Here is a 25,725-nt window from a genome sequence, read left to right as displayed (position 1 = left end):
CCTAAATTATCCTTCAGTCAACGAAACTACAATAAACTTGGCCCGAAAAACTTCTTCGTGGTCATTTCTCGTCTTCACCCAGACAAAGAATTTGTTGCGACGCTGTCTTATAACCTCAGCAGTAGCAACCAGCATTTCGCCAACCTTTACCGGAACCTTGTACTTGATATTTGCCACGCCGGTAACTGCCATTGGGGCATCAATCAGAGCCAAAGCCAATGAATTGGCCTGTGAAAAAATATAATGGCCCTTGGCAATCTGATTCTTGGCAAACACCATATCATCAGTTACCTTCAAGAGGGAAACCCCTGAATGGCCCGGTTCCAACTCGATAAGCTCCCCCACCAAATCATCCTTTTCAATGGTGGTGACCTTCTCCCGAGCTTCCTGGGCTACCTTCCGGATTCGTTCGCGCACCTCCGGAATTCCCAATTCGGTCCGATCCAGCCTAATAGTCTGAATGCTGACCTTCAACAGCTTGGACAATTCCTCATCGGTCAGAAAAGGTTTTTCGTTGACCTGACGCTTCAAAATTTCGTGTCTTTCCTGTTTCTTTACACGCGCCATATTTCTCACCTTACAACAACACTATCATATTACCATAAACAATCAAACATTCCAACCATCACAGGTTGTCAGCTTAACAAATGAATTCATCCCTTAACCCATCAATCCCTTTGGTAATCCGACATCCTGCAATAACTTGCATTTCAACTGTCCGCAAAAATTAGTACCACCTACTACTAACTTATATGATTATATATAGAATTATTGTAAAAGGCAAGAAAAATATTATCAGCTACTAATTTTTTGAATTATATGTACAATTTACTGCCTGTTTTCCTGCACTGCATTAAAAATGGGCAGGCTGTTAGCCTGCCCATTCAGCAGTCAATTATTCAGCTGCGGAAATAACTTCCTTGCCATCATAGTAACCACACTCTGTGCAAACATGATGAGGCATCTTTGGCTCGTGGCACTGTGGGCACTCAACGAAACCAGGAACCTCTAACTTCCAGTTGGCACGACGGGAATCACGACGAGCCTTAGACATTTTACGCTTTGGTACTGCCATTTAGGATACACCTCCTTAACGAAATACACTCAATAAAGTAGAATTATTTCTTAATCAATAATTGCTGCAATGCCGCCAGTCTTGGGTCAATAACGGTACGGTCACAGCCACAATCGCCATGATTGAGGTTTGCACCACACTTCAGGCACAGACCGCGACAATCAGCGTTGCATATATTATTTAACGGCTGATCGGACAGCAGTACATCTCTAATCATCGAAGAAATATCCACCTGATCACCATCAAAATAATTCACATCCTGGTTATCTTCCGAATAGCCAGATCCCCGTTTTTGATACTCCTCATCAAAGTCATGGGTCTGCTGTTGGGAGGCTTGCTCCAAACAACGATCACAGACAAAGGATTTGGTACAGGAAATCTGTCCACTCACCCGGTATCCCCTACCAGTTGCCACCAGCTCTCCCTTGACTTCAATATCCCCATCAAAGGAATAATCGTCATGAGTAGCACCGATGTCCTCAGCCTTGGCCAAAAACTGGAAAGGAACCGCTAAACCAAGCTTTTTATCGGCTTCTTTTATATCAATTTTCATCATATAAATATCGACCTCATTTATTATAGCCACCGTTATATGGTTTGTCAAGAAAATTACCTTGGCAATATTTACCGTTTAAATATCCCACAAACGGTCTTATTTTGTCAATGCCTTCACTGATATACCAGCATTTTTCATTAGGCTCATCCCCCCACATGACAGTATGCTGATAGTCAAAATCAGACAGATCAAAAATAAAGCTAATCTTTTTATCAGAGTTTCGCCAACAGCTCCACTGCCTTAGCTGCCGCATCTGCCTTAGTCACATTCACCATATCACCATTACGACGGATTTTCAGCTCCACAGAATCTTCCTCCACCGCTTTTGGCCCAACAGTGATCCGCAATGGGTAACCAATCAGGTCAGCATCCTTGAATTTAACACCAGCCCGTTCCTTACGGTCATCCAACAGCACATCTACACCCTTGGTCTTCAATTCGTGATATATCTCCTCAGAAATGCGCAGCTGATCTTCATTTTTGGCATTAACCGGTACCACAACCACCTCAAACGGAGCAATGGCTTTCGGCCAAATAATGCCATTCTCATCATTATTCTGCTCGATGGCCGCCGCCATGGTGCGGCTTACGCCAATACCGTAGCAACCCATAACCAAAGGCTTTTCCTTACCGTTTTCATCCAGGAAAGTCGCATGAAGGGCCTTGGAATACTTGGTACCAAGGGTAAATACCTGGCCAGCCTCAATACCTCTGGTCATCTTCAAAGGAGCACCACAATGTGGGCAGGCATCGCCCTCCTTTACCATACGGATATCTGCTGTTATTACATCCTTGAAATCCCGCTTTGGATTTACATTGATATAATGCATATCCTTCTCGTTGGCCCCGGCACAGGCATTGTACATTTCCATTACAGTGGCATCAACCACTACCTTAGTACCTTCCTTTAAGCCAATCGGACTCATAAAGCCAGCCACTCCGCCAGCAGCGGCAATCGCCTCATCAGTGGCCATATGCAAGTCAATCACATCATCAAATAGGTTTAATACCTTAACATCATTGACCTCATGATCCCCCCGCACAAAGGCCAAAATCAGCTCATCGTGTTCACTCTGGAAAGCCACTGCCTTGATAGTCTTGTCCAATGGCAATTTCAGGTAATCAGCCACCATTTCAATAGTGTGTGCACCCGGGGTGGAAACCTTTTCCAGTTCCTTCATATCTTCCTCAGCTGCCTTAATTACATTAAGCTCAGCCTTTTCATCGGACGCGGCATAATCACATTTACTGCAATAAGCAATGTTAGACTCACCTGCTTCAGCCAATACAGTAAACTCATGGGAATGACCACCGCCAATGGCACCGTTGTCAGCCTCTACCGGTCTGAATTCCAGCCCCATCCGGGAAAATACCCTAGTATAAGCATCATACATCTTCTTATAGGACTCATTCATCCCCTCCTCATCCTTATCAAAGGAATAGAGGTCTTTCATAATGAACTCCCGCCCCCGCATGAGGCCAAACCGTGGACGAATTTCATCCCGATACTTGTTCTGAATCTGGTACAGCATTAAAGGCAACTGTTTATAAGAACGAACTTCATCCCGTATAAGAGTGGTTACCATTTCCTCATGGGTTGGACCAAGACAGAACTGACGACCGTGCCGGTCAGCTACTCTGAACATCTCATCACCATATACGGACCACCGGCCGGTTTCCTGCCAGATTTCTGATGGCTGAACAATCGGCATGGCAATCTCCTGGCCACCTGCTTCATCCATTTCCTCCCGGACAATCTGCATGATTTTCTTCAATGTACGCCAGGCCAGTGGCATATATGTATATAACCCCCCGGCCGCTTTCCGTATCATACCGGCCCGAAGCATCAGCTGATGGCTTTTTACCTCGGCCTCTGCCGGGGTCTCTCTTAAAGTTGGTGCATAAAGATTTGTAGCTCGCACTATCTTAATCCTCCTGTGTAATCTTATCTATTTCCTTGAATAATTCCTCAACCAGCTCAGTTTCCTTCACCTTACGGATTATTTCACCTTTTCTGAATACCAGTCCCTCGCCGTTGCCGCCGGCTATCCCCACATCGGCACCTTTGGCTTCGCCTGGACCGTTAACCACGCAGCCCATAACTGCCACTGAAATCGGCTTTTTGACATTCTCCAGCCGTTTTTCCACTTCCTCAGCAATACCAGCCAAATCGATGCTGGTACGGCCACAGGTCGGGCAAGAAATCAGGGTTGGACCATATTCCCGCATCCCCAGGGACTTTAAAATCTCGTTGGCAACCTTCACTTCCACCACTGGGTCCCCGGTCAGGGAAATGCGGAAGGTATCGCCTATGCCTTGACTTAACAGGGCGCCTATCCCTACGGCAGATTTAATCATACCGCTACGGGCGGTACCAGCCTCGGTAATGCCCAAATGCAGCGGATAATCCACTGTTTCCGACATAAGTTGGTAGGCCTCAATGGTAAGCGGTACATCATGAGCCTTTAGGGATATTTTCATATCGGTAAAATCCTGTGCCTCTAAAATCCGCACATGCTCCATCGCCGACTCCACCAAGGCCTCCGCGGTAACACCGCCATGCTTGGCCAGCAGCTTTTTATCCAATGAGCCGGCATTTACGCCGATGCGGATAGGAATATTATGGCGTTTTGCTTCGGACACTACCGCCTTGACCCGATCCTCACCGCCGATATTGCCCGGATTTAACCGCAGGGCGGAAATTCCTTGGTTGATGGCCTCCAAAGCCAGCCGATAATCAAAGTGAATATCCGCCACCAATGGCACATTAACCTTCTTTATTATATTGCCCAAATTCAAGGCTGCATCCATATCAGGCACAGCCAACCGCACAATATCACAGCCAGCTGCCTGCAGGGCATTTATCTGCTCCACAGTGGCCTTTGTATCAGTGGTTTTGGTATTGGTCATGGACTGAACAGATATCGGAGCCCCGCCACCAATGGCAACCTTCCCGATATGAATCTGTCTTGTTTCTTTTCGTTTTATCATTTCGCTGACCTTCCTCATCTGGTAATATCATTGAATGTCGCAAAAATCATCAAACTCATCAGGATTACTACCCCGACAGCCTGGATATAATACATAGCCTTCTTGCTCATCTGCTTCCCCCGGACTGCCTCAATTACCAAAGTAATAAAATGACCGCCATCCAGGGCCGGCACCGGCAAAAGATTGACAATTCCCAGGTTCAGGCTCAAAAATGCTGCAAAATTAAGCAATGGAATAAATCCGTGCTGGGCTACCTCCCCCGCCATCTGAGCCACACCAATGGGACCGGACAGCTCCGACGAAGCCCCTTCCTTGGTCACCAGCATAGCCAAAGCTTCCAGCATAGCCTTGAAAATCCGCCAGGTCTTTTCTACGGACAGGCTGGCCGCCTCACCAATGGACACCTCCTGGGAAACCACACTTCCCTGAATGCCAATAACCACCCGATTGGAGCTTTCATCCAGTACCGGGATAACCGTGGTATGTCTGGACTCATCCCCCCGCAAATAGGTGACTTCAAAGGGTTTGCCCGCTGAATCCTTAAATACTTCCGATATGTTGGCCCATTCATTTATGGTCTGGCCGTTGATACTGGTAATCCGATCCCCGGCCATAATTCCGGCTGATGCCGCCGGACGATTAGCCATCACCGCACCGACAATCGGCTCCGTGCTTGGTGTCTGTACACCCACACACAGGAAAATCAGAAAAAACAAAACAACCGGCAGCACAAAATTCATAACCGAACCAGCCAAAATAACAATCATTCTGGCCCAAATCGGGCGCTTAAAATAAGCCCGGTCACCGGCATCATTTTCTTCCTCATCCAAATCCATACCGGCAATCCGGTTAAATCCCCCTAAAGGAATCGCCCGAAGTGCGTAAAGGGTCTCCCCTTTTTGCCAGCTGATGAGCTTCGGCCCAAAGCCAATAGCAAACTCATCCACTCGCATATTGGTCATCTTGGCCGTGATAAAATGGCCCCACTCATGAACCAATACCAACAGTCCAAAGACAAATACCGCCGATACTATAGTCAACAACATAATGCTTTACTCCCTTATTTAGACAACGCTTGACGGGTTATTTCCCTGGCCCAACGATCAGCCTCCAGCAGCTGCTCCAAGGATGGATTATATTCTACTTGGGCCTTTGACATAGCATTTTCAATCAAGTCATAAATCTGTAAAAAACCTGCCCCACCTTTCAAAAAGGCTTCCACGGCCACTTCATTGGCCGCATTCATAACGCAAGGCATAGTTCCACCGGTCTTGCCGGCCTCAAAGGCCAATTTTAAGCCGCGAAAGGTATCCATATCCGGTTTTTCAAAGGTAAGCTTGGCCAATTCATAAAAATCAACCCGCGGGAACTTTGATTCCACCCGTTCAGGATATGTCAAGGCGTACTGAATAGGCAAACGCATATCTGTGCACCCCAACTGGGCCATCACCGTACCATCCCGATACTGTACCATGGAGTGTACAATACTCTGGGGATGAACTACTACCTGAATATCGTTATAGGACACTCCATACAGCCACTTGGCCTCAATGACCTCCAGGCCCTTGTTCACCAACGAGGCAGAATCTACTGTGATTTTCTGTCCCATATTCCAGGTTGGATGGGCCAGCACATCTGCTTTGGTAACATTGGTAAGCTCTTGGGCTTTTTTCCCACGGAAAGGGCCACCGGACGCCGTCAAAATCAACTTTTCAACTGCGCTTCGATCCTGCCCCTGCAAACACTGGAACAATGCACAATGCTCACTGTCCACCGGCAAAATAGCGCAGCCCTTTTCCTTGGCCTTGGCCATTACCAGCTCACCGGCAACCACCAGCGTCTCCTTGTTGGCCAGGGCAATATTCTTTCCGGCATCCAGTGCCGCCATAGTCGGCTCCAAACCAGCAAAGCCCATCAAGGAAGTCACTACTGTATCTGCCTCAGGATATACCGCTGCCTCAATAACAGCTTCCCGACCACCCTTGATTACGGTCTTGCCGGTATACCGGCTTTTCAGCCGCTTGGCTGCCTCCTCATCCGATAAAACCGCTACATCCGGTTGAAATTCATTTATCTGCTGTTCAATAAGCTCATCGCTGCGGTTCGCCACCAGTACCGACACATGAAACAGCTCCGGCTTGTTTCTGACCACATCCAGTGTCTGAGTACCTATGGAACCTGTCGAACCTAAAACAACTAAATTCTTCACTGCCATTTCTCCTTAATTCCCGGTCTTTATCCTATCCCGCCATCACGGTGAAATACATAAAATAATATACGAAGGGTGCCGTGTAAATCACGCTGTCAAACCGATCCCAAATCCCCCCATGTCCAGGTATAATATTCCCCGAATCCTTTATGCCGGTGTATCTTTTTACTACTGATTCAACCAAATCACCCAAGGTAGCAATAACACAGATAATCAACCCCAGCACTGCCATCATCGGCACATCAAACCCGAAAAATACACCCAAGCCGGCCACGGAGGCGGTAGTACCAATAAGGCCGCCAATAAACCCTTCAATGGTTTTCTTGGGACTTATCGGTTCGCAAAGCTTATGCCTGCCCAAGGCACAGCCGGCAAAGTAGGCGAAGGTATCGCTGGCCCAGGTGCCAATAAGTGCCACCCAGATAAAAGCACACCCTATCTGAAAATCACCAATACTGGTTGGAATAACAGCTTCTCCTCCTGCAAACCGCAGCATTACAAGATGAACAAAGGCCAGGCCAATGTAAAATATACCGGTGGCCGATACAGCTGCCGATATAACATCAAATACCCCGTGACGAAAAACCGTGATAAGCATAATAACAAGAGCCGAAAGCATAACGGCCCCGGTGAGGTACTGACTGTTTCCCAGCCAGCCACAGCCCCACATACAGGTAATAAGCACACCACCGGTCAAAAGAGCCGGATTCAGCCCCTTCTGACGAAAAGCCCGGCAATATTCATACCAGGCTCCCAGGGCCAAAAGCAGGCCAGCTACCGCGAACAGTGTACCGCCAGTCTGAATAACAAAGGTGGCCAGTGCTATACCAACAACTCCGGTAATTATTCTAGTAAGCATTCTATTTTATCCTCATTTCTTTTTGCTGAGACCACCGAACCGTCTGTCCCGCTTGGAAAAATCCACCAGTGCCTCAAAGAATTCAGCCTTGGTAAAATCCGGCCAGTTGGTATCAGTAAACCACAATTCCGCATAAGCCGTCTGCCAAATCAGAAAATTGCTAAGCCGCATATCACCACTGGTCCGAATAACTAAATCTACCGGTGGCATACCGCTGGTATCCAAATGGCTTTCTATCATATCGGCAGTTATATCCTCCGGCAAGGTTTTACCCGCCTTGACATCCTCAGCCAAAGCCTGGGCAACCCGCACCATTTCATCCTGTCCACCGTAATTAACCGCAACATTAAACCTTACGCCGGTATTGTCAGCGGTGCGCCGGCAAGCATTATCAAACTGCTCCTGCAAATACGGCGAAAACCCATCCAATCGACCAATGAATTTTATACGAATCCCCAGCTCGTCCATTTCATCCAATTCCCTTGCCAGGGAATCAGCGAACAGCTTCATCAAAAAATCTACTTCAGCAGTAGGACGCTTCCAATTTTCCGTAGAAAAAGCATATACGGTAAAAGCCTCAATTTTTAAATCCACCGCTGCCCGCAGGATGGTTTTCAGTGTTTTCACCCCAGAGGCGTGTCCGGCGGAGCGCACCATCCCTTTGCCGCTGGCCCAGCGGCCATTACCATCCATGATGATGGCCACATGCCTTGGCAGCCTGCTTCTATCTATATTATCCAGTAATTCTTTTTCTGTATTTATTTGTTTGTTGGAGCTCTTCTTTTTTCCGAATAATTTTTTTAACATAACAAAAACTCCCAATCAAGAAAAATAAGTTGCGTTGGCCCCATTTATCATGACATACACCAAATTCAGGCGTCACTTGTCAGCTCATCGCAGTTAAGTGCCGTTACCAAAGAAAATAAGCCCCTCAAAATCAGTTATGAGGGGCATATTGACACTCTGTCAGTCAAAACAACCGATGTGCATCATTCAGGAGCAACAATGGCACCTACAGGGCAGTTACCTGCGCAAGCACCGCACTCAACACAAACATCCGGATTGATTTCATACTTGCCATCACCCTCGGAAATAGCCTCTACTGGGCAAGTTCCGGCGCAAGTGCCGCAAGAGATACAACCATCTTCAATCTTGTAAGCCATTACTAGACACCTCCTTCAGCAGTATGGCTGCCAGTCTAATATCTACTGTACCATCATCTAACACACGCTGTCTGACGACATAATATCCGTCAGGCTCCAGCTTGAAAAAATCTTTGGTTGGATGTGTTACCGTTACATTATACCGTATATTGGCATCATTAAGCAAGGCTTTCGCCAAATGCCACGGTCTACCAACTACATCAATTTCCATATCAGACTTCCATAATTTCTTTTTCCTTGGCTTCCTTCAGGGAGTCTACATTCTTAATATAGCCGTCAACAATCTTCTGGAACTTCTCCAATCCCTTCTTGGACTCATCCTCAGTGATTTCCTTGTCCTTTTCCAACTTCTTTATATGCTCATTGGCATCCCGGCGGATGTTACGAATAGCGACCTTGGCTTCCTCACCCTTTTTGTTGACAGTCTTTACCAGTTCCTTACGGCGTTCCTGGGTAAGCTGAGGAATGGACAGACGGATTGCTGTACCATCTGAATTTGGGGAAAGTCCCAGCTCAGACTTCATAATCGCCTTCTCAATCTCGTGGAGCATGGCCTTTTCCCATGGCTGAATCATAATCATTCTTGGTTCAGGCACCGAAACCTTAGCTACCTGATTTACCGGGGTAGGTGTACCATAATAATCCACCATCACCTTATCCAAAAGAGATGGAGTAGCACGGCCAGCCCGGAGGGCACCAAATTCCCTTTTCAATGCCTCAATGGATTTTTTTAACCGTTCCTCACTGGAAGCAATAACATCGCTAATCATAATTTATTTCCCCCCTACTGTCGTACCAATATCTTCACCGATGGCTGCCCGATAAATGTTTTCATAGTCATCAATCTTAAATACAACCAATGGAATATCGTTGTCCATACACAGACTGGTTGCAGTGGAATCCATAACACTCAACCGGCGCAATAATATCTCTGAATAGCTGATATTGTCAAACTTCTTGGCATCAGCAAATTCATTAGGGTCCTTGTCGTAAATTCCCTCAGTCCCCTTCTTGCCCATCAAAATAACATCAGCCTCAATTTCCGCTGCCCGCAATGCTGCGGTAGTATCAGTTGAAAAATATGGATTACCGGTACCAGCACCAAATATTACTACCCGGCCCTTTTCCATATGACGGATTGCCTTACGACGGATGTACGGCTCCGCTACCTGGCGCATTTCAATGGCACTCTGAACCCGGGTTGGTACATTCTGCTGCTCCAGAGCATCCTGAATAGCCAGGGAATTGATAACTGTGGCCAACATTCCCATATAATCTGCCTGGGCCCGGTCCATACCCTCAGCACTGCCGGCCAGACCACGCCAGATGTTGCCACCACCAACTACGATAGCCACATCTATACCTGCTTCATGTACGCGTTTGATTTGCTTGCCAATGGCTTCTACCACAACGGGATTGATGCCAAAGCCCTGTTCACCGGCCAAAGACTCACCACTGAGCTTTAATACGACGCGCTTATACTTCCCCACTGCAACAACCTCCATATCTATGATTTATCAATAGACTTTTCCTATATGTTTTTCGACACAAATATCAAATTTCCTTGTATTTCTCAAAAAAAGGGACTGCTTTTGCTAGTCCCTTTTTTCACGAGAATACCTTTTTAATTATTTAATCTGAGCTGCAACCTCAGCTGCGAAATCCTCATTCTTCTTTTCGAGGCCCTCACCCATCTCGAAGCGGTCGAAACGGAGTACCTTAACATCACCCAAAATATCCTGAATGGTCTCATGCTCGGAAGACTTGAAGAATTCCTGCTCAACCAGGCAGATTTCCTTATAATTTTTATTCAGACGGCCTTCAACCATCTTGTCAACAATTGCCTCTGGCTTGCCCTCTTCCAGAGCCTGTGCCCGCAGTACTGCACGCTCATGCTCCAGATACTCAGGATCAACGCCACTGCGGTCGATGCTGAGCGGCTTCTGTGCAGTAATCTGAAGAGCAACATCCTGTGCCAGTTCATCGCTGCCACCAGTCAGTTCAACGATTACACCGATCTTACCACCCATGTGGATATAGGTAGCCAGCTTCTTATCAGAAGTGTATACAACAAAACGGCGGAGGGACAGCTTCTCACCGATGGAAGCAACTGCCTCAGTCATAGTATCAGCAACAGTCTTGCCATCCAGCATGGAAGCATTGAGAGCGTCCAAATCAGCTGGCTTGGTAGCGATGATATGCTCAGCAATCTTCTTTACCAATTCCTTGAAGTTGTCATTCTTGGCAACGAAGTCAGTCTCGGAATTAACCTCAACCAGACATGCAGTGTTGCTTGCCTTATCATAAGCAGATGCTACAACACCCTCGGAAGCGATACGGCCAGCCTTCTTGGCAGCCTTGGAAATACCCTTCTCACGAAGATAATCAATCGCCTTATCCTTATCACCATCGCACTCAACCAGAGCCTTCTTGCAATCCATCATGCCGGCGCCAGTAAGTTCACGCAATTCCTTAACCAATGCAGCAGTAATCTGTGCCATTATTAGTTCCTCCTGTTAATCAACTTATTATTTGATACTAAGCAAGATGAAAGCATACGGGCTTTCATCAGCTCTTACGCGAAATCTAAGTGCATCTTCGTCTTTCAGACTCGATTTATTACGATTTCACAATAAATAAGGGATAAGGGATATCCCCTTACCCCTTTATATTTTTATCCTATATTACTCAGCTTCTTCTTCAGCTTCAGCTGGAGCCTCAGTGGACTGACCCTGACGGCCCTCGATAACAGCATCAGCAATCTTGCCGGTAAGAAGTCTTACTGCACGGATAGCATCGTCGTTACCTGGGATTGGGTAATCAATCTCATCTGGGTCACAGTTAGTATCGATGATAGCAACGATTGGAATATTGAGCTTGTGTGCCTCAGCAACAGCAATTCTTTCCTTACGAGGATCAACGATGAACAGAGCACCTGGGAGCTCCTTCATTTCCTTGATACCGCCGAGATACTTCTCAAGCTTTTCCATCTCATGCTTCAGACCCTGTACTTCCTTCTTGGTAAGAACATCGAAAGTACCATCCTCAGCCATGGTCTCAAGCTCCTTCAGACGCTTAACACGGGTCTGAATGGTCTTGAAGTTGGTCATCATGCCACCGAGCCAACGCTCGTTAACATAATACATATCAGCCTTGATAGCTTCTTCCTTAATAGCTTCCTGAGCCTGCTTCTTGGTACCAACGAACAGAATGGACTTGCCCTCTTCAGCAACGCTGCGAACAAAGTTGTAAGCCTCTTCTGCCTTCTTTACGGTCTTCTGAAGGTCAATGATGTAGATACCATTGCGCTCGGTGAAGATGTACTTAGCCATCTTAGGGTTCCATCTTCTGGTCTGATGTCCGAAATGAACACCGGCTTCTAATAACTGTTTCATAGAAACAACTGACATAATGGTGCACCTCCTGTTTTCTTTTCCTCCGCCAGCCTCATCCGATTACACCACCCTTTGGGCACAGGGTAACCGTCCTCTGGCGTGCGTTTTTTAATTACACCGTGTGATAGTTTATCATAAGCCATATAATAATGCAACCTGTTTTTTAGTTATTTTACAGCGTTATCACATGACCTTATTTTTGAGTCAAATTGTAACACCCCGGCATAATTTCCCGGGACGATTTCACCTCGACCACAACACCAAATTCCTTTTTCAAATTTTGGAATATATCCATTGTCTTTATTTCATTGGCAGCCTGGGTATGCAGCTGCAATACATACCCCTCCGGGGCATGATGATTGGCCTCCACCCGCCTGATATCACGGCACACCTTTATGGCAATGCTTTCCGGTGACATCACAGCACCAGCTCCCTGACAGGCCGGGCACTGACAATACAGCAGACTGTCCAGATTCTTTCTGGATTTGCGTCGGGTAATTTCTACCAATCCCAGAGCCGTAATATCCACCACATTGGTTTTGGACCGGTCCGCAGCAGCACATTGGCGCAGTCGCTCCAACAGCTCCTGATTTTGTTCTTCCTGTTCCATATCAATGAAATCCACCAAAATCATACCGCCAATATCCCGAAGCCGCAGCTGGCGCATAATTTCATCCGCCGCCTCAATATTCAGCTTATATACCGTATCCGCCAAATTGAAGTCGCCCACAAAGCTGCCTGTATTAACATCAATAACTGTCATCGCTTCGGTTTTGTCGATAACCAAAAAACCGCCGGACTTCAGCTCCACGATACGGCTATTGAGATTGCTTATGGCCTCTGACAGACCATTATCCTTAAAAATATTGGTACCGGAATAGTGTTCAATCCGGTCCTCCGCCTGGGGTGATACCGTTTTCACCAGATCCCGAACCCTTTTATAGGTTTTTTCATCATCAATAATCATCCGATCCACATCATCAGTGAAATAATCCCGGACAATGCGGATAACCAAATCAGCATCCCGGTACAGCAAGGCACTGTGACCGGCCCGTTTGGACTTGGCCATAATTTCCTCCCACACCCGCACCAGATAACGGATATCACTGGTTATACTTTCCGCTGGCTGACCTGCCGCCGCCGTACGGATGATGATACCCATTCCCGCCGGGCAAACCTCAGCCACAATATCGTGCAATCTTTGCCGTTCATCCACATCATCAATACGATGGGAAATCCCTATATAAGCCGAATTGGGCATCAGTACCACATGCCGGCCCGGAATGGTAAGGTGCATCGTCCCCCGTGGCCCCTTGCTGCCCACTTCATCCTTGGTAATCTGCACAATCACATCCTGCCCCAGAGTAATATTCTCCCGAGGGGCATCTGACCGCATTTCGGTGGCCACCTTGCCGTTACCTACATATAAAAAGGCATTTTTGCTCTGACCAATATCCACAAAAGCCGCCTGCATTCCCTTAAGAACATTTTGGACCTGCCCCTTGTAAATATTGCCTACCAGATGAGCACTGTTGGCCCGCTCCAGCTCCAAACCAATGAGCTGTCCATCGTCCGTGATGGCCATTCTGGTTTCCTCCGGCATAACATTTACATATATCTTTTTCACGGCAAATCCTCCTTTCCAAGTAATACAGGCTTAGTTCTAAACCAGATCTATAAGTGGTTTACCCTGTCCCAACAGCTGGCTGCGGTTTATCATGGCCTTGCCCATATCCACCGGCAGGCCAAATTCCTTCACCATCAGTTCCATAATTTCCACCGGCTTGATGCTGCCGGACTGGGTAATGGCAATATTCATGGACAGCTTCACCAATGCCCCGGCCATTCCGGCCTGCACCGGTTCCAGCACATATTGTTTTACCTCAATATCCCTGGTCTTTTTCGGGGTAACCCGATGATAGTTTATCTCTGATACAGCATTAAAGCTCTTTACGGCCTTAACAACCGCATCCCAATCCCCCATCAAAGGGACCAATATCTCGTATATTCCCTGCTCCACTTCAGCCATAAGTGCCTTATGCTTCTTACCCTGACACGCCTTTGGCTCCTTGACAGGCTTTAGCTTCATCAGCTTGATCCCCGGTGGCAAAGCCTTGCTTAATTTATCAAACACCTCTGGCTGACACAACGGCCTGGTCAGTTCAAAGTCCATATATTCGGCATCACTGGTCACTCCCAGGGACAACGGTGAAGCAAATGACATTTTCAGATGGGGATTAAATCCTTCACTATAGGCAGCCGGCAACTTGGCGCGACGAATAGCCCGCTCCATTACCCCGGCGTAATCCAAATGGGAAATATATCGTATCTCGTCTCCCTTGGTGAGCTGGGCCCGATACTTATACATCAGCCCTCACCCCCATTTCGTTTATAGTCCACGACCTTGGCGCCCAGCGATGGGCAAACACCACAGGCCGAGCATTTTCCCCGACGGCAATCCTCCGTCAATTCACCACGCATGGCCTTGTCGTATTCCCGCCGCAAAAATTCCCGGCTAACACCAGGAGTAGTATGCTCCCACGGCAACGGCTCATCCAAATCTCTGGTCCGTTCATTGTATTCCCGTAAATCAATACCACATTTGCGGAAAGCTTCATGCCAAACCTCATTTTTAAACAAATCAGTCCAGCCATCAAATTTCGCTCCATCCTGCCAAGCCTGATAAATCACCTGACTAATGCGACGGTCGCCCCGGGAAATCGCGCCTTCCAGCACACTGACCCGGGCATCGTGATAATGGAACTTCACGGCCTTTTCCTTTATACTATCCTTCAACAGCCGCTGACGGCGTTCAAATTCATCCTTTGGCAACTGACCAAACCACTGAAACGGAGTGTGTGGCTTTGGAACAAAACAGGAAACGCTTATAGTAACCGTAACACCCCACTTGCCGGTAACCTCCTTGTATTTTCTGGCCACCTTTTCCGCCAACTGGGCAATCCCCACAATATCCTCATCGGTTTCCGTAGGCAGTCCCATCATAAAATAAAGCTTCACCTGTTTCCAGCCCTGCCGGAAGGCCGCTTCCACCGCTGTCATCAGGTTTTCTTCGGTTACGCCCTTATTTATCACATCCCGCAAGCGTTGAGTACCGGCCTCCGGTGCAAAGGTGAGGCCGCTCTTCCTCACCTGCTGCATTTTATGGGCCAAGTCAATGGAAAAACTGTCAATTCGCAAAGAAGGCAACGAAAAGCTGACCTTTTCCCCTTCAAAATCCGCAAACAAATCGTCCACCATTTCCCCCAGACAGGAATAATCCGCCGAACTGAGCGAGGTCAATGACATTTCATTATAACCGGTGGAGTCCACCAGCTTACGGGCCAGCTGACGCAAATACGCCCGACTACGCTCCCGCACCGGCCGATAGGAGGTCCCTGCCTGACAAAACCGGCATCCCCGGGTGCAGCCCCGGAACAACTCCAACATAATGCGGTCATGGACAATACCGATATACGGCATCACCGGCTTTTCCACAAAATGCACCTTATCCATATCCTTAATGACCCGCTTGAAAATCTTCGGTTTGGCTTCTGCCTCCACAGGTTCTATGGATAGAAAACGCCCTTGGTCATTGTAGTTAACTTTATAAAAGGAAGGTACATATATACCTTCCAATTTCGCAACTTCCTTTAAAAATCCCTTGCGTCCGCCGATGCGGCCATTCGCCTTCCATTTCACGAAGGTATCCACCACCTCAACGATCAGTTCTTCACCTTCACCCAGGATAAAGAAATCAAAAAAGTCACTGATTGGCTCGGTATTAAACACCGTAGGGCCGCCCCCCACAACAAACGGGTCTGACTCCTGCCGGTCCCGGGTCCAGATTGGTATTCCGGCCAAATCCAGCATATTCAACACATTGGAGTAAATCATCTCATATTGCAGGGAAAAGCCCAGAAAATCAAATTTATTGATTTCCGTAAAGCTTTCCAGCGAAAACAGCGGGATATTCCTATCCCGCATTATCGTCTCCATATCAGTCCAAGGAGCATAGACCCGCTCACAGACCGTATCCTCCCGGTTGTTCAGTACCTCATATAGTATTTTAAGTCCCAGGTTGGACATGCCAACCTCATAAACATCAGCCAGTGACAGGGCAAAGTGACATTCCACCCCATCCCAGTCCTTATGGACAGCATTCAGCTCATAACCTGTATAACGGGCTGGTTTTTCCACCGCCTGCAAAATCTCAGGTTCTAATTTTATCATTGCTCAAGCTCCTCTATAACTATGGAAACCTTAGAATTGGAGTTTTTGGTTTCGTAAATAAATATTCAGCAGTATGGCCACCGCCAGCATATTGGTAGTCAACGCACTGACCCCATAGCTCATAAACGGCAGCGGAATACCGGTTACCGGCATAATCCCGGCGGTCATCCCTACATTTACCAGTACATGGAACACCAGCATGGAAGTAATCCCCACTCCCAGCAGCATACCAAAGCTGTCCTGGGCCATCTGGGCAATTTTAATTCCCCGCCACAGCAACACCAAATACATCAGCAGCAGGAAGGTAGTGCCAATAAAGCCCAGTTCCTCCCCCACCACAGCGAAAATGAAGTCAGTATGGTTTTCCGGCAAAAAGTTCAGCTGACTCTGAGTCCCACCAAACAGGCCCTTGCCAAAAATCATCCCGGAACCAATGGCTATCTTGGACTGAATTATATGATAGCCCGACCCCAACGGGTCCACATTTGGATCCACAAAAACCATGATTCGCATTTTTTGGTATTCTTTCAGCACAAACATCCAAAGCAGCGGTGCACAGGCCAATGCAGCGGCAAACATGCCAAACAACAGCTTTAAATTTACCCCGCAGGCAAAAATCATCCCAATGAAAATAGCCATAAATACCAGCGAAGTACCTAAATCAGGCTGCTTTAGTACTAACAAAAACGGAACTCCCACATACCCCAGCAAGGGCAACAGATCCGATAAAGTATTCAGCTTGCCGATTTTATCCTGAAAAAACGATGCCATGCAGATTATCATCATAATCTTGGAAAATTCCGATGGCTGAATAGAGATTGGTCCCAACTGGATCCATCGCTGGGCTCCCAACGCTGACTGCCCCACAAACATAACCGCCAGCAGCATAATAAGATTGAAAATATATATTTTTTTGCCGTAGGCCTGCAGCATTTTATAATCAAAGTTCATAAAAAACACAATAATTCCTATATTTATCAGGGTAAAAATTCCCTGACGCTGCAAAAACCAGTACCGGTCATCCGATGGAGTATTTACATGGGTAGCACTGCTGATAGTAATCAGGCTCATAATAATTATGGCCGCCACAGCAGCAATCAGCACCACATCTATCTTTCTGAGCTTTTTATTTACAAACAAGGTCTTACCCTCCAAATAATAATTTCAGTATAGCCAATATATCTTATCACGAACCCTGCCAAAGAACAATATTATTATTGTATATTCCTAATAAGAGCAGCCAAAGATATCTATCTTTACACTTTACAAAGAAACAAAAAAGGCTGGATAAAAATCCAGCCTCAAAAATCAAATGGTCGGAGCAGCAGGATTCGAACCTGCGACCCCCTGGTCCCAAGCCAGGTGCTCTACCAAACTGAGCCATGCCCCGCTGTCGCCGCTTAGCGCGTCAACATTGAATATAATAAACTATTAAATGTTTCTTGTCAACATCTTTTTAATAATTTTGTCCATATCTGCTTGCTTTCAGCAGATAAACCGCCTCGTTCCCATGGTATCAGCGACAATAACCCGCTGATTATTTCGCCATAAGCTCAGCAATCTTGTTGGCAAAATCCACCGGGTTTTCCGGCATAATGCCTTCAATAATCAAAGCCTGGGTATACAACAGATCGCAATAATCCTTAAAGTCCTGGCTATCCTTGCCGGCCGAGTGGAGACTCTGCAAACGGGTAAAGAGGGCATGATGAGGATTTATTTCCAAAATCCGTTTTGCCTTAAACATTGGATTGTCCATAGCCGCAAAGGTATGCTCCATGGACAGGGACGGTCCCTGGGCATCTGCCACCAGACATACAGCACTGGACTTTAAGCGGGCCGAAATCTTAACCTCAGCCACCTTGTCAGCCAAAGCCTCCTTGATGTCCTTGATGAGATCATCATTGGTCTTGGCCAGCTCCTCGGTCTCCTTCTTGACCTCCTGGGACTCCGCATCATCCAAATCCAGGTCCCCCCGGCTGATGGACTGGAATTCCTTGTCCGCATAAGTGCGGATAGCCTCGATGGCAAATTCGTCCACTGGATCAAGGAGATAAAGCACCTCAATGCCCTTTTCCTTCAAAAGCTCCATCTGTGGCAGCTTCTCAATGGTAGCCTGGTCAGTACCGGTAGCATAGTAAATCTTCTTCTGGCTCTCCGGCATACGCTCCACATATTCCTTCAGAGAAACATTCTTGCCCTCCTTGGAGGATACGAAAAGCAACAGCTCCTTCAGCTTGTTGATAATATCATTGCCGGTGAACATGCTGTTATAAATACCGATTTTCAAGGACTTACCGAACTCAGCCCAGAACTTTTCATACCCCTCTCTATCCTTGCTAAGCTTTTTCTCCAAGGACTTCAGGATAGTCTTCTCCATGTTCTTGCCGATGGTCTTCAGCTCACGGCTCTGCTGCAACAGCTCACGGGAAATATTCAGGGACAAATCCGGAGAATCCACCAAGCCCTTGACAAAGCCCAAATAATCCGGCAACAAATCCTTGCATTTGTCCATGATGAACACATGACGGGAATACAGCTGAATACCCGGTTCATAATCCGTATGATAAAGGTTAAATGGTGCCTTGGCCGGAATGTACAGCAGAGAAGTGTACTCTACAGTTCCTTCGGCCTTATTGTGGAACACCTCCATTGGCTCCTCCCACTCGTGGAACTGCGCCTTCAGGAACTTACTGTATTCCTCCTTGGTTATTTCTGACTTATTCTTGGTCCAAAGCGGTTTCATGGAATTCAAGGTGCGAAGTTCAGTCTTCTTGATGGTTTCTGCCCCTTCAATAACCTTGCCTTCCTCGTCCCGCGGAGTCTCCTCCACCTCAAAATTCATCTTGATTGGGTAACGAACATAATCAGAGTACTTCTTTACCAAGCTCTGGATAGTCCAGTTTTCAGTGAAATTATCCTCAGCCTTGTCACCGTAGAACTCCTTGCCCAGGGTAATGGTTATGGTCGTACCCCGTGATTCCTTATCACATTCCTCCAGCGTATAGGACCCATCACCGGCGGACTCCCACCGGAAAGCGGCCTTTTCGCCGGCCTTGCGGCTCACAACAGTAACCTTTTCAGCCACCATAAAAGCAGAATAAAAACCTACACCAAACTGACCAATAAGATTGTCACTAAGCTCAGAATTTTCTTCCTTTTCCTTCTTGAGCTGCTCCAGGAAGGCCTTGGTACCGGATTTGGCAATGGTACCCAAATTTTCCACAATGTCTTCCTTGTTCATACCAATACCATTATCAGAAATGGTCAGGGTATGGCTGTCCTTGTCCGGAACCAGGAAAATTTCGTAATCCTCATTGCCCTCCAGAATACTTTTATCAGTCAAGGAGGCAAAATGTAGCTTATCAATCGCGTCAGAGGCGTTGGAAATCAATTCCCGCAGGAAAATTTCCTTATTGGTATAAATGCTGTGAATCATCAAATTCAGCAGCTGTTTCGTTTCGGCTTGAAATTCATGGGTTTCTTTGGCCATTTTTAAGACTCCTTTATGTAAATATAATTATTCATAATTTTTAGCACTCGCATCATATGAGTGCTAACTCACAATTGATATAATACATCAAAAAGTCAAAAAAAGCAAATATTATCTCCCAAAGGTGAATTCATTGCATAGTGCCGTTCTATGTGATAAACTTAGCCTTGCTGAAAACTATATTCCTGTTACTGGAGGGATTATATTATGAATAATTGGATTTGTTCCTGTGGACACGAAAACTCGGGAAGATTTTGCGGAAAATGTGGTAAGCCACGACCTCAGATGGCGGCTATGCCAAATCAGCCTCTGCAGTCTCCCCCTTTGGCAAAGCCACCCTACCCGCAGCCACAATACGCCCCTCAGGCGTCATCCGGCAACAATAACGCCATACTGATTGCTGTTATTATCGGCCTGGTAATAGTAGTAGCAGGCATTATTTTCTATTTCTTCTACAACTTCGATTCTGGCCAAAAAGCAGCTGCTCCTGCTGGTTCATCCCCAACCCAGACCGTGGGAAGCAGTACAGCAACCACCGCTATAACACCAATTGCCATGAGTGATATTTCGTCGGTAACGGCCTCATCTGAGGACAACGAAAACGGTTATGTACATTCAGGCAGCCTGACAATAGATGGCAACACATCCACCTGCTGGTCCGAGAGTGTGCCAAACAATGTAGGTCTGGGCTCTTACCTTATTTACAATTTTAATGGAACCAAAAAGGTATCTGGCATGCAAATTTGGACCGGACACCAAAAAAGCACCGATCTATTCTATAAAAATGCCCGTCCATCGGAAATTCAGCTTCATGGTTCTGATGGAAGCATCGAAAATGTCCATCTTAACGATAACATGGGCATGCAGTCCGTAAACTTCAGCAAACCAATGGAGGTAAGCAATATAAAGCTCATTGTTACGAATGTATACTATGGCAACAAATATACTGATACCTGTATTGCCGAGGTTAATTTTTTCTGATTCTAAAGCTACGCAAGGTGAACAATAAATGATAAACAAGAAAATACTCGCTGTCACTGTGGCTGTCATACTAATGTGTGCAGGTAGATTATTCTGCTTTGGCAATACCATATCCGACACGCATGCGCAACAGACTGAAGCCAGCGAGGTGCTGCAAACTGAAGCGGTCGCCCTACCACAGGAAACCATACCAGAGGCTGAACAATTAGACATTGGTAACGGCAATGTCTATCTGGCTCAATACCAATACGATGATTCTGTCCATCAGCTTGTTCTGGTCCGTCAATCAGAGTCGGACATTTCCGGGGCCACACTGTATTTATTGGAAAAAAACAAATATAACCAGTGGCATATGATAATGGAATGTCCCGCCTATATCGGGGAAAATGGTTTGGATAAAACCAGAGAAGGCGACAGAAAAACCCCTCGGGGGGATTTTTCCCTCAGCCACGCTATGGGCATAAAGCCTGACCCGGGTTCTATCATGACATATACGGTTATTACTGATTCCATGTATGCATGTGGCGATCCGGAATATTACAATCAGATTATTGATACCGCATATGTAGCTCACGAATGTGGCAGCAACAGCGAGCATCTGATAGATTATATTCCCCAGTACAACTATACCTTATATGTGGATTACAACCCGCAAAATGAGTATGGTAAGGGATCAGCAATCATGCTGCACTGCTTCGGCAGTTACCCTTATACCATGGGATGTATTGCCATCGCCGAAGAGAATATGATAAAGGTGCTGCAGACCGTGTCCAAAGGTTCCAGAATTTGTATCTATTAACCCAAGCAAAAAGACATATACCAGTTTGACTGGTATATGTCTTTTAATTTCCTTGCCTTTATTTCTTATTCTTCTTTGGCAATTTAGATGCATCCAGGAATTCCTGATATTTGGAAGTAGGCCACTGCTGGAATGTAGTCAGAGCTACATTATAAATCGCAATTCCTTCCTGGCTGAGGGCTGGATTATCCAGCAGGGAAATCTCGAAATGACCGCCATAAGCACCCTTCAGATAGGTCTTAATCATCTGATTGCTGGCCACAACCACATCATCAAACTGGCCGTCACCATTGGTATCTACATCCAGCTCCTTAGGTGTAATTGCATACATACCATACCGGTTATCCCCCAAATCTACCACACTGGCGTCAGCAAAATTGAACTTATCCCGAAATCTTTCCACAGTTGCCTTCTTTTCTTCTTCCGGCAAAGTGCCTAAATTATCCGGCACATCCGCCTCATCATAAGCGTTAATCAAAATAATCCAGGCCTTGTAAATTTCCCGGTCCTTGCCGGAAAATACCAACACATCCCCCTTGGCAGTTTCATCAAAGAAGCTGGCTGGAATAATCTCTGGCTTGCCCGGACACCTAATGCTGTATCCATATCGCTCGCTAGTATACTTATACCCCAGCTGAACCTGAATTTCCTTATCTTCAGGAGCTTGATTTTCAGCATTAGCTGGAGCTGCCTGGGCTGGTTGAGCCTCAGTGGTCTGTGCTGGAGCTGTCTGAGCTGGTTGAGCCTCAGTGGTCTGTACCGGAGCTGTCTGAGCTGGTTGAGCCTCAGTGGTCTGTACCGGAGCCGTTGCCGGTGCCGATGCAACCTCTTCAGCTGAAACAGTTGCAATTGCTGGCAGTAACAGTGCAGCGCCTAACGCCATTGTTACAAAACCTTTGGAAAAATTATTCTTAATATTCATAAATAGTCCTCCACCAAACATTTTTATTCCCTCTATGTAAGCCATTCTAGTAGCTTTTTTTGAAAAAACGCTGAAATACAGATTAAATGAGTATTAAAATAACCCATTCCTAATTCTTAATTCCTAATTCCTAATTCTTAATTATCCTAAGTATTCCAGTAGCATATTTAAGGCTGTATCAACAGCTTGATGCTTTATTTGTGTTCTGGTTCCGGCAAATACATTCCGCTTTACCACAGTCCCTCTGGCACCAGCAACCGAAATATACACCAACCCAACTGGTTTTTCAGCACTTCCGCCGCCGGGACCGGCAATACCGGTGATACCAACACCTAAATCAGCCCCAATCCGTGACCGCACTCCCTCGGACATTTCCCGGGCAGTTTCTTTACTGACTGCCCCATAACTGGCCAAGGTTTCCTCTTTTACCCCCAGATGAGACATCTTCACTTCATTGGAATAGGATACAACAGCCCCCTTAATATACGCTGAACTCCCCGCTACATCCGTGAGACGGCTGGTTAACAGTCCTCCGGTACAGGACTCAGCACAGGCCAGAGTTAAAGAACGGTTTTTCAGCACCGTCCCCACCTTTTCTTCTAGCAATTCATTATTCATAGTCAATCCTCGGCCAACTCTCCTACCAGGTCTTCGGTAAAGCCCTGTAAAATACGGACCTTCACCACATCACCCACCTGACTTTCGGTGTCACCTTCAATGTAAACCAGATCATCCACATCGTCGGCCTGGCGGTAGGAACGGCCAAATGGCATTCCATCTTCGGTGTGGCCTTCCACGATGACCTCCAGCACCTGCCCCTCCAGAGACTCATTTATCTCCTGGGAGATAAGACTTTGAACCGACTTCAGCTCATGATATCGATCCTGCATTACCGCTTCATCCACCTGATGGTCCATATCAGCAGCCGGCGTATCTTCTTCCTTGGAATAGGTGAAAATCCCCACATGATCAAAGCGCTGCTTCGTAATAAAATCCTTCAGCTCCGCAAATTGCTCCGGTGTTTCCCCCGGGAACCCCACAATAAAGGTGGAACGGATTACCACCCCTGGTACCCGCTGGCGCAGCTTGTTCAGCAACGCCTCAATTTCCTCCTTGGTATCCGGCCGGCGCATGCTCCTAAGCACCTGGTTGTTGGCATGCTGCAGGGGAATATCCACATATTTGACCAATTTATCCTCGCTGGCCAAAACATCTATCAGCTCATCACTGAAAAACCGCGGATAGCTATACAAGGTTCTGATCCACTTAATATCCTCAATCCGGCACAATTCCTTCAGCAGCTGAGCCAGTCGTGGCTTACCGTAGATATCGTGACCATAATTAGTAGTATCTTGGGCGATAAGGACAATTTCCTTTACCCCCTTGGCCGCCAATGCCTTTACTTCCGCCACGATATCCTCAATTTTCCGGCTGCGGAATTTCCCCCGAATGAGTGGAATAGCACAAAAGGCACACCGGTTGTTGCAGCCCTCGGCAATCTTCACATAAGCCGTATGCTGGGGCGTGGTCGGTATCCGAGGAACTGAAGCATCGTAAATCTTCTCATCCCCCTTTATGACCAGCCGATTGCCCTTTAAGGTTTCATCGATTACTTCAGTAATTCGGTCCCAGGCCTCGGTGCCAATGATTCCATCCGCCTCAGGCAGCTCATCCAGCAGTTCCTGTCCATATCGCTGGCCCAGACAACCGGCAATAATCAGGGTCTTGCAATGGCCTTTGGTGGGGTCCTTATATTCAGCCATATTTAAAATAGTATTTATAGATTCTTCCTTGGCAGATTGAATAAACGCACAGGTATTTACAATCAAAATATCGGCCTCGGCCGGGTCATTTACCAGCTCAATGCTGCGCTCCTTAATGAGTCCCAGCATGACCTCCGTATCTACCAAATTTTTTGAACAGCCAAGACTAACAAATCCAGCCTTCATCATTACCTCCATCAATTAAACCTGACTTCCTTCAGCCAACGGTCCAGCAACTGTCGGCGCTGGTCCGCCGAATAGTCCGCCAGTTGGGTATACAGCACCACATTCTTGCCCGCAAACTGGCGGGAAGACGCCAATGCTGAATTGGCCGGCATAAAGAAAAAGCCTTTGGCCTGCATGGCCAACTGTGGTTCATCAGTCAACAGCCAATTCACAAATTCCTTGGCATTTTCAGTATTGGGACCATTTATCAGCAGGCCGGCCCCCGTAAGAGTATACGCCGTACCTTCCTCGGGATAAATAACCTTCAAAGGATAGCCTTCCCCGACATAGCGAAGCACCTCACTCTGCACAGCAATGGCTATATCCGCTTCCCCCATACCGGTCATCCGGGGTGGACTGGAAAGATACTTGGCGTACTGTACCACTTTTGGATGCAAGCTCTTCATGTACTCCAATGCCCGTTCCTCCCCATATTGGGCTACCATAAACATATATATATTGGCGGCATTATCCGCGGCCATAAAGTCCGTAATTCCCAGCCGATAATCCTTCATGCCTTCCAAAGCCTCCCAGGAGGCAGGAATGTGGTTTTGCTGGGCCATATAGTCCTTGTTGATACAGAACACTACCGGGTCATACCACAGCCCGGTCCAAAATCCCTTGGCATCCTTGAAATGGTCCACTACAGCATCCTCAGACTCGGATATATATGGCTGCAACCAGCCACTGCCCGCTGCCCGTCTCAACAGACGACTGTCCGTGATAATCAAATCGGCCTTACCGGTATCCTTTATCCGCTGCAGCAATTCGCTTTCCGTCATCGGTACAAAGGTAACCCGGATTTGGTGGTTCTTTATATAGGCCTCAGCCAACGGACTTACATGCTCTGCCGGCAAAGTTGTATATACTATTACACTGCCCCTTATGCGGCTGTCATCAAAATTACCTTCCCCACCGGTAAAATACAAGGCACAGAATATTGATACAGCAATCATCATAAAGGAAGTAAACAAAAGCATTGAATATCGTTTCATTTGCTATACACCATCAAATCACTATATTATTAAGAAAATCCTGCAGGAAAACACCTTCCTGCAGGACTAGCA

The 25,725-nt window shown here is 46.8% G+C and carries 24 protein-coding genes, 1 tRNA gene and 1 pseudogene; 2 read left to right on the top strand and 24 right to left on the bottom strand.

The genetic code is table 11. From position 1 onward, the window contains the following. Positions 1-6 precede the first annotated feature (6 nt). The 20 genes and pseudogenes from fapR to htpG all read right to left on the bottom strand — a co-directional run bounded on the left by fapR (position 7) and on the right by htpG (position 19,968). Positions 7-567, bottom strand: a complete 561-nt coding sequence (gene fapR / locus QZV24_RS02190) for a transcription factor FapR (RefSeq protein WP_294519444.1) — start codon at positions 565-567, stop codon at positions 7-9. 328 nt (positions 568-895) lie between these two features. Further along, positions 896-1,075 carry a 50S ribosomal protein L32 gene (rpmF, locus tag QZV24_RS02185; RefSeq protein WP_027396398.1) on the bottom strand — a complete coding sequence of 60 codons (180 nt, stop codon included), beginning with the start codon at positions 1,073-1,075 and terminating at the stop codon, positions 896-898. A gap of 43 nt (positions 1,076-1,118) precedes the next feature. Next, positions 1,119-1,631, bottom strand: a complete 513-nt coding sequence (locus QZV24_RS02180) for a DUF177 domain-containing protein (protein WP_294519429.1) — start codon at positions 1,629-1,631, stop codon at positions 1,119-1,121. A 212-nt stretch (positions 1,632-1,843) separates the two neighbouring features. Next, positions 1,844-3,553 carry a proline--tRNA ligase gene (locus tag QZV24_RS02175; RefSeq protein WP_294519420.1) on the bottom strand — a complete coding sequence of 570 codons (1,710 nt, stop codon included), beginning with the start codon at positions 3,551-3,553 and terminating at the stop codon, positions 1,844-1,846. A gap of 4 nt (positions 3,554-3,557) precedes the next feature. Beyond that, complete coding sequence (gene ispG / locus QZV24_RS02170) at positions 3,558-4,622, bottom strand: flavodoxin-dependent (E)-4-hydroxy-3-methylbut-2-enyl-diphosphate synthase (RefSeq protein ID WP_294519417.1); 1,065 nt, start codon at positions 4,620-4,622, stop codon at positions 3,558-3,560. A 14-nt stretch (positions 4,623-4,636) separates the two neighbouring features. Further along, on the bottom strand, positions 4,637-5,668 hold the full coding sequence (rseP, locus tag QZV24_RS02165; RefSeq protein ID WP_294519414.1) for an RIP metalloprotease RseP: 1,032 nt from the start codon (positions 5,666-5,668) through the stop codon (positions 4,637-4,639). Positions 5,669-5,682: 14 nt separating this feature from the next. Beyond that, on the bottom strand, positions 5,683-6,831 hold the full coding sequence (locus tag QZV24_RS02160) for a 1-deoxy-D-xylulose-5-phosphate reductoisomerase (protein ID WP_294519411.1): 1,149 nt from the start codon (positions 6,829-6,831) through the stop codon (positions 5,683-5,685). Between the two features lie 31 nt (positions 6,832-6,862). Further along, on the bottom strand, positions 6,863-7,690 hold the full coding sequence (locus QZV24_RS02155) for a phosphatidate cytidylyltransferase (RefSeq protein WP_294519408.1): 828 nt from the start codon (positions 7,688-7,690) through the stop codon (positions 6,863-6,865). Positions 7,691-7,702: 12 nt separating this feature from the next. Beyond that, complete coding sequence (locus tag QZV24_RS02150) at positions 7,703-8,497, bottom strand: isoprenyl transferase (RefSeq protein ID WP_294519405.1); 795 nt, start codon at positions 8,495-8,497, stop codon at positions 7,703-7,705. A 182-nt stretch (positions 8,498-8,679) separates the two neighbouring features. Beyond that, positions 8,680-8,853, bottom strand: a complete 174-nt coding sequence (locus tag QZV24_RS02145) for a DUF362 domain-containing protein (RefSeq protein ID WP_290657607.1) — start codon at positions 8,851-8,853, stop codon at positions 8,680-8,682. Then, positions 8,837-9,064: an aliphatic sulfonate ABC transporter gene (locus tag QZV24_RS02140; RefSeq protein WP_294519402.1), complete on the bottom strand. Its 228-nt coding sequence runs from the start codon at positions 9,062-9,064 to the stop codon at positions 8,837-8,839. The genes QZV24_RS02145 and QZV24_RS02140 overlap by 17 nt, the downstream gene beginning before the upstream one ends. A 1-nt stretch (position 9,065) precedes the next feature. Continuing rightward, positions 9,066-9,623, bottom strand: a complete 558-nt coding sequence (frr, locus tag QZV24_RS02135; RefSeq protein WP_290657611.1) for a ribosome recycling factor — start codon at positions 9,621-9,623, stop codon at positions 9,066-9,068. A 3-nt stretch (positions 9,624-9,626) separates the two neighbouring features. After that, a complete protein-coding gene (pyrH, locus tag QZV24_RS02130; protein ID WP_290657612.1) occupies positions 9,627-10,358 on the bottom strand; it encodes a UMP kinase in 732 nt (243 codons plus the stop codon). 123 nt (positions 10,359-10,481) lie between these two features. After that, positions 10,482-11,354, bottom strand: a complete 873-nt coding sequence (tsf, locus tag QZV24_RS02125; RefSeq protein ID WP_294519398.1) for a translation elongation factor Ts — start codon at positions 11,352-11,354, stop codon at positions 10,482-10,484. A gap of 183 nt (positions 11,355-11,537) precedes the next feature. Then, the gene (gene rpsB, locus QZV24_RS02120) at positions 11,538-12,263 is read right to left on the bottom strand and encodes a 30S ribosomal protein S2 (RefSeq protein ID WP_290657614.1); all 726 of its coding nucleotides are present in this window, start codon (positions 12,261-12,263) and stop codon (positions 11,538-11,540) included. A 178-nt stretch (positions 12,264-12,441) separates the two neighbouring features. After that, positions 12,442-13,875: an Rne/Rng family ribonuclease gene (locus QZV24_RS02115; protein WP_294519395.1), complete on the bottom strand. Its 1,434-nt coding sequence runs from the start codon at positions 13,873-13,875 to the stop codon at positions 12,442-12,444. Positions 13,876-13,911: 36 nt separating this feature from the next. Further along, positions 13,912-16,478 (bottom strand): annotated as a pseudogene (locus QZV24_RS02110) (TIGR03960 family B12-binding radical SAM protein). Between the two features lie 30 nt (positions 16,479-16,508). Continuing rightward, a complete protein-coding gene (gene rodA / locus QZV24_RS02105; protein ID WP_294519392.1) occupies positions 16,509-17,618 on the bottom strand; it encodes a rod shape-determining protein RodA in 1,110 nt (369 codons plus the stop codon). 173 nt (positions 17,619-17,791) lie between these two features. After that, positions 17,792-17,868: transfer RNA gene (locus tag QZV24_RS02100), tRNA-Pro, on the bottom strand. Between the two features lie 147 nt (positions 17,869-18,015). Further along, entirely contained in the window at positions 18,016-19,968 is a 1,953-nt protein-coding gene (gene htpG, locus QZV24_RS02095; protein ID WP_294519389.1) for a molecular chaperone HtpG, read from the bottom strand. 207 nt (positions 19,969-20,175) lie between these two features. Here htpG and QZV24_RS02090 point away from each other — a divergent pair, with 207 nt between their 5' ends. Together QZV24_RS02090 and QZV24_RS02085 are read left to right on the top strand one after the other, a co-directional pair. Next, entirely contained in the window at positions 20,176-20,949 is a 774-nt protein-coding gene (locus tag QZV24_RS02090; protein WP_294519387.1) for an NADase-type glycan-binding domain-containing protein, read from the top strand. A 28-nt stretch (positions 20,950-20,977) separates the two neighbouring features. Then, the gene (locus tag QZV24_RS02085) at positions 20,978-21,748 is read left to right on the top strand and encodes a L,D-transpeptidase family protein (protein WP_294519384.1); all 771 of its coding nucleotides are present in this window, start codon (positions 20,978-20,980) and stop codon (positions 21,746-21,748) included. Positions 21,749-21,806: 58 nt separating this feature from the next. Here QZV24_RS02085 and QZV24_RS02080 read toward each other — a convergent pair whose 3' ends face one another. The 4 genes from QZV24_RS02080 to QZV24_RS02065 form a co-directional block, all read right to left on the bottom strand. Continuing rightward, on the bottom strand, positions 21,807-22,670 hold the full coding sequence (locus tag QZV24_RS02080; protein WP_294519380.1) for a hypothetical protein: 864 nt from the start codon (positions 22,668-22,670) through the stop codon (positions 21,807-21,809). Between the two features lie 141 nt (positions 22,671-22,811). After that, entirely contained in the window at positions 22,812-23,288 is a 477-nt protein-coding gene (locus tag QZV24_RS02075; protein ID WP_294519377.1) for a CinA family protein, read from the bottom strand. 2 nt (positions 23,289-23,290) lie between these two features. Beyond that, positions 23,291-24,619, bottom strand: coding sequence for a 30S ribosomal protein S12 methylthiotransferase RimO (gene rimO / locus QZV24_RS02070; protein ID WP_294519374.1), 1,329 nt, complete (start codon positions 24,617-24,619; stop codon positions 23,291-23,293). Positions 24,620-24,630: 11 nt separating this feature from the next. Beyond that, positions 24,631-25,653 (bottom strand): ABC transporter substrate-binding protein, encoded by a 1,023-nt coding sequence (locus tag QZV24_RS02065; protein ID WP_294519371.1) that lies wholly within the window; start codon positions 25,651-25,653, stop codon positions 24,631-24,633. Positions 25,654-25,725: the final 72 nt, after the last annotated feature.

Origin of the sequence: uncultured Anaerovibrio sp., from assembly GCA_902786545.1 — a bacterium.
Taxonomy (GTDB): Bacteria; Bacillota; Negativicutes; order Selenomonadales; family Selenomonadaceae; genus Anaerovibrio.
This window is presented reverse-complemented; position numbering and strand designations above follow the sequence as displayed.

What these genes read in the sequence shown, in the direction of transcription:
- tsf (WP_294519398.1), bottom strand. Translation starts at nt 11,354, where the DNA reads ATGGCACAGATTACTGCTGCATTGGTTAAGGAATTGCGTGAACTTACT.
- fapR (WP_294519444.1), bottom strand. Translation starts at nt 567, where the DNA reads ATGGCGCGTGTAAAGAAACAGGAAAGACACGAAATTTTGAAGCGTCAG.
- QZV24_RS02090 (WP_294519387.1), top strand. Translation starts at nt 20,176, where the DNA reads ATGAATAATTGGATTTGTTCCTGTGGACACGAAAACTCGGGAAGATTT.
- frr (WP_290657611.1), bottom strand. Translation starts at nt 9,623, where the DNA reads ATGATTAGCGATGTTATTGCTTCCAGTGAGGAACGGTTAAAAAAATCC.
- QZV24_RS02085 (WP_294519384.1), top strand. Translation starts at nt 20,978, where the DNA reads ATGATAAACAAGAAAATACTCGCTGTCACTGTGGCTGTCATACTAATG.
- QZV24_RS02155 (WP_294519408.1), bottom strand. Translation starts at nt 7,690, where the DNA reads ATGCTTACTAGAATAATTACCGGAGTTGTTGGTATAGCACTGGCCACC.
- rimO (WP_294519374.1), bottom strand. Translation starts at nt 24,619, where the DNA reads ATGAAGGCTGGATTTGTTAGTCTTGGCTGTTCAAAAAATTTGGTAGAT.
- QZV24_RS02065 (WP_294519371.1), bottom strand. Translation starts at nt 25,653, where the DNA reads ATGAAACGATATTCAATGCTTTTGTTTACTTCCTTTATGATGATTGCT.
- ispG (WP_294519417.1), bottom strand. Translation starts at nt 4,622, where the DNA reads ATGATAAAACGAAAAGAAACAAGACAGATTCATATCGGGAAGGTTGCC.
- rpsB (WP_290657614.1), bottom strand. Translation starts at nt 12,263, where the DNA reads ATGTCAGTTGTTTCTATGAAACAGTTATTAGAAGCCGGTGTTCATTTC.
- QZV24_RS02180 (WP_294519429.1), bottom strand. Translation starts at nt 1,631, where the DNA reads ATGATGAAAATTGATATAAAAGAAGCCGATAAAAAGCTTGGTTTAGCG.
- QZV24_RS02140 (WP_294519402.1), bottom strand. Translation starts at nt 9,064, where the DNA reads ATGGAAATTGATGTAGTTGGTAGACCGTGGCATTTGGCGAAAGCCTTG.
- htpG (WP_294519389.1), bottom strand. Translation starts at nt 19,968, where the DNA reads ATGGCCAAAGAAACCCATGAATTTCAAGCCGAAACGAAACAGCTGCTG.
- QZV24_RS02075 (WP_294519377.1), bottom strand. Translation starts at nt 23,288, where the DNA reads ATGAATAATGAATTGCTAGAAGAAAAGGTGGGGACGGTGCTGAAAAAC.
- rseP (WP_294519414.1), bottom strand. Translation starts at nt 5,668, where the DNA reads ATGTTGTTGACTATAGTATCGGCGGTATTTGTCTTTGGACTGTTGGTA.
- pyrH (WP_290657612.1), bottom strand. Translation starts at nt 10,358, where the DNA reads ATGGAGGTTGTTGCAGTGGGGAAGTATAAGCGCGTCGTATTAAAGCTC.
- rpmF (WP_027396398.1), bottom strand. Translation starts at nt 1,075, where the DNA reads ATGGCAGTACCAAAGCGTAAAATGTCTAAGGCTCGTCGTGATTCCCGT.
- QZV24_RS02080 (WP_294519380.1), bottom strand. Translation starts at nt 22,670, where the DNA reads ATGAATATTAAGAATAATTTTTCCAAAGGTTTTGTAACAATGGCGTTA.
- QZV24_RS02145 (WP_290657607.1), bottom strand. Translation starts at nt 8,853, where the DNA reads ATGGCTTACAAGATTGAAGATGGTTGTATCTCTTGCGGCACTTGCGCC.
- QZV24_RS02150 (WP_294519405.1), bottom strand. Translation starts at nt 8,497, where the DNA reads ATGTTAAAAAAATTATTCGGAAAAAAGAAGAGCTCCAACAAACAAATA.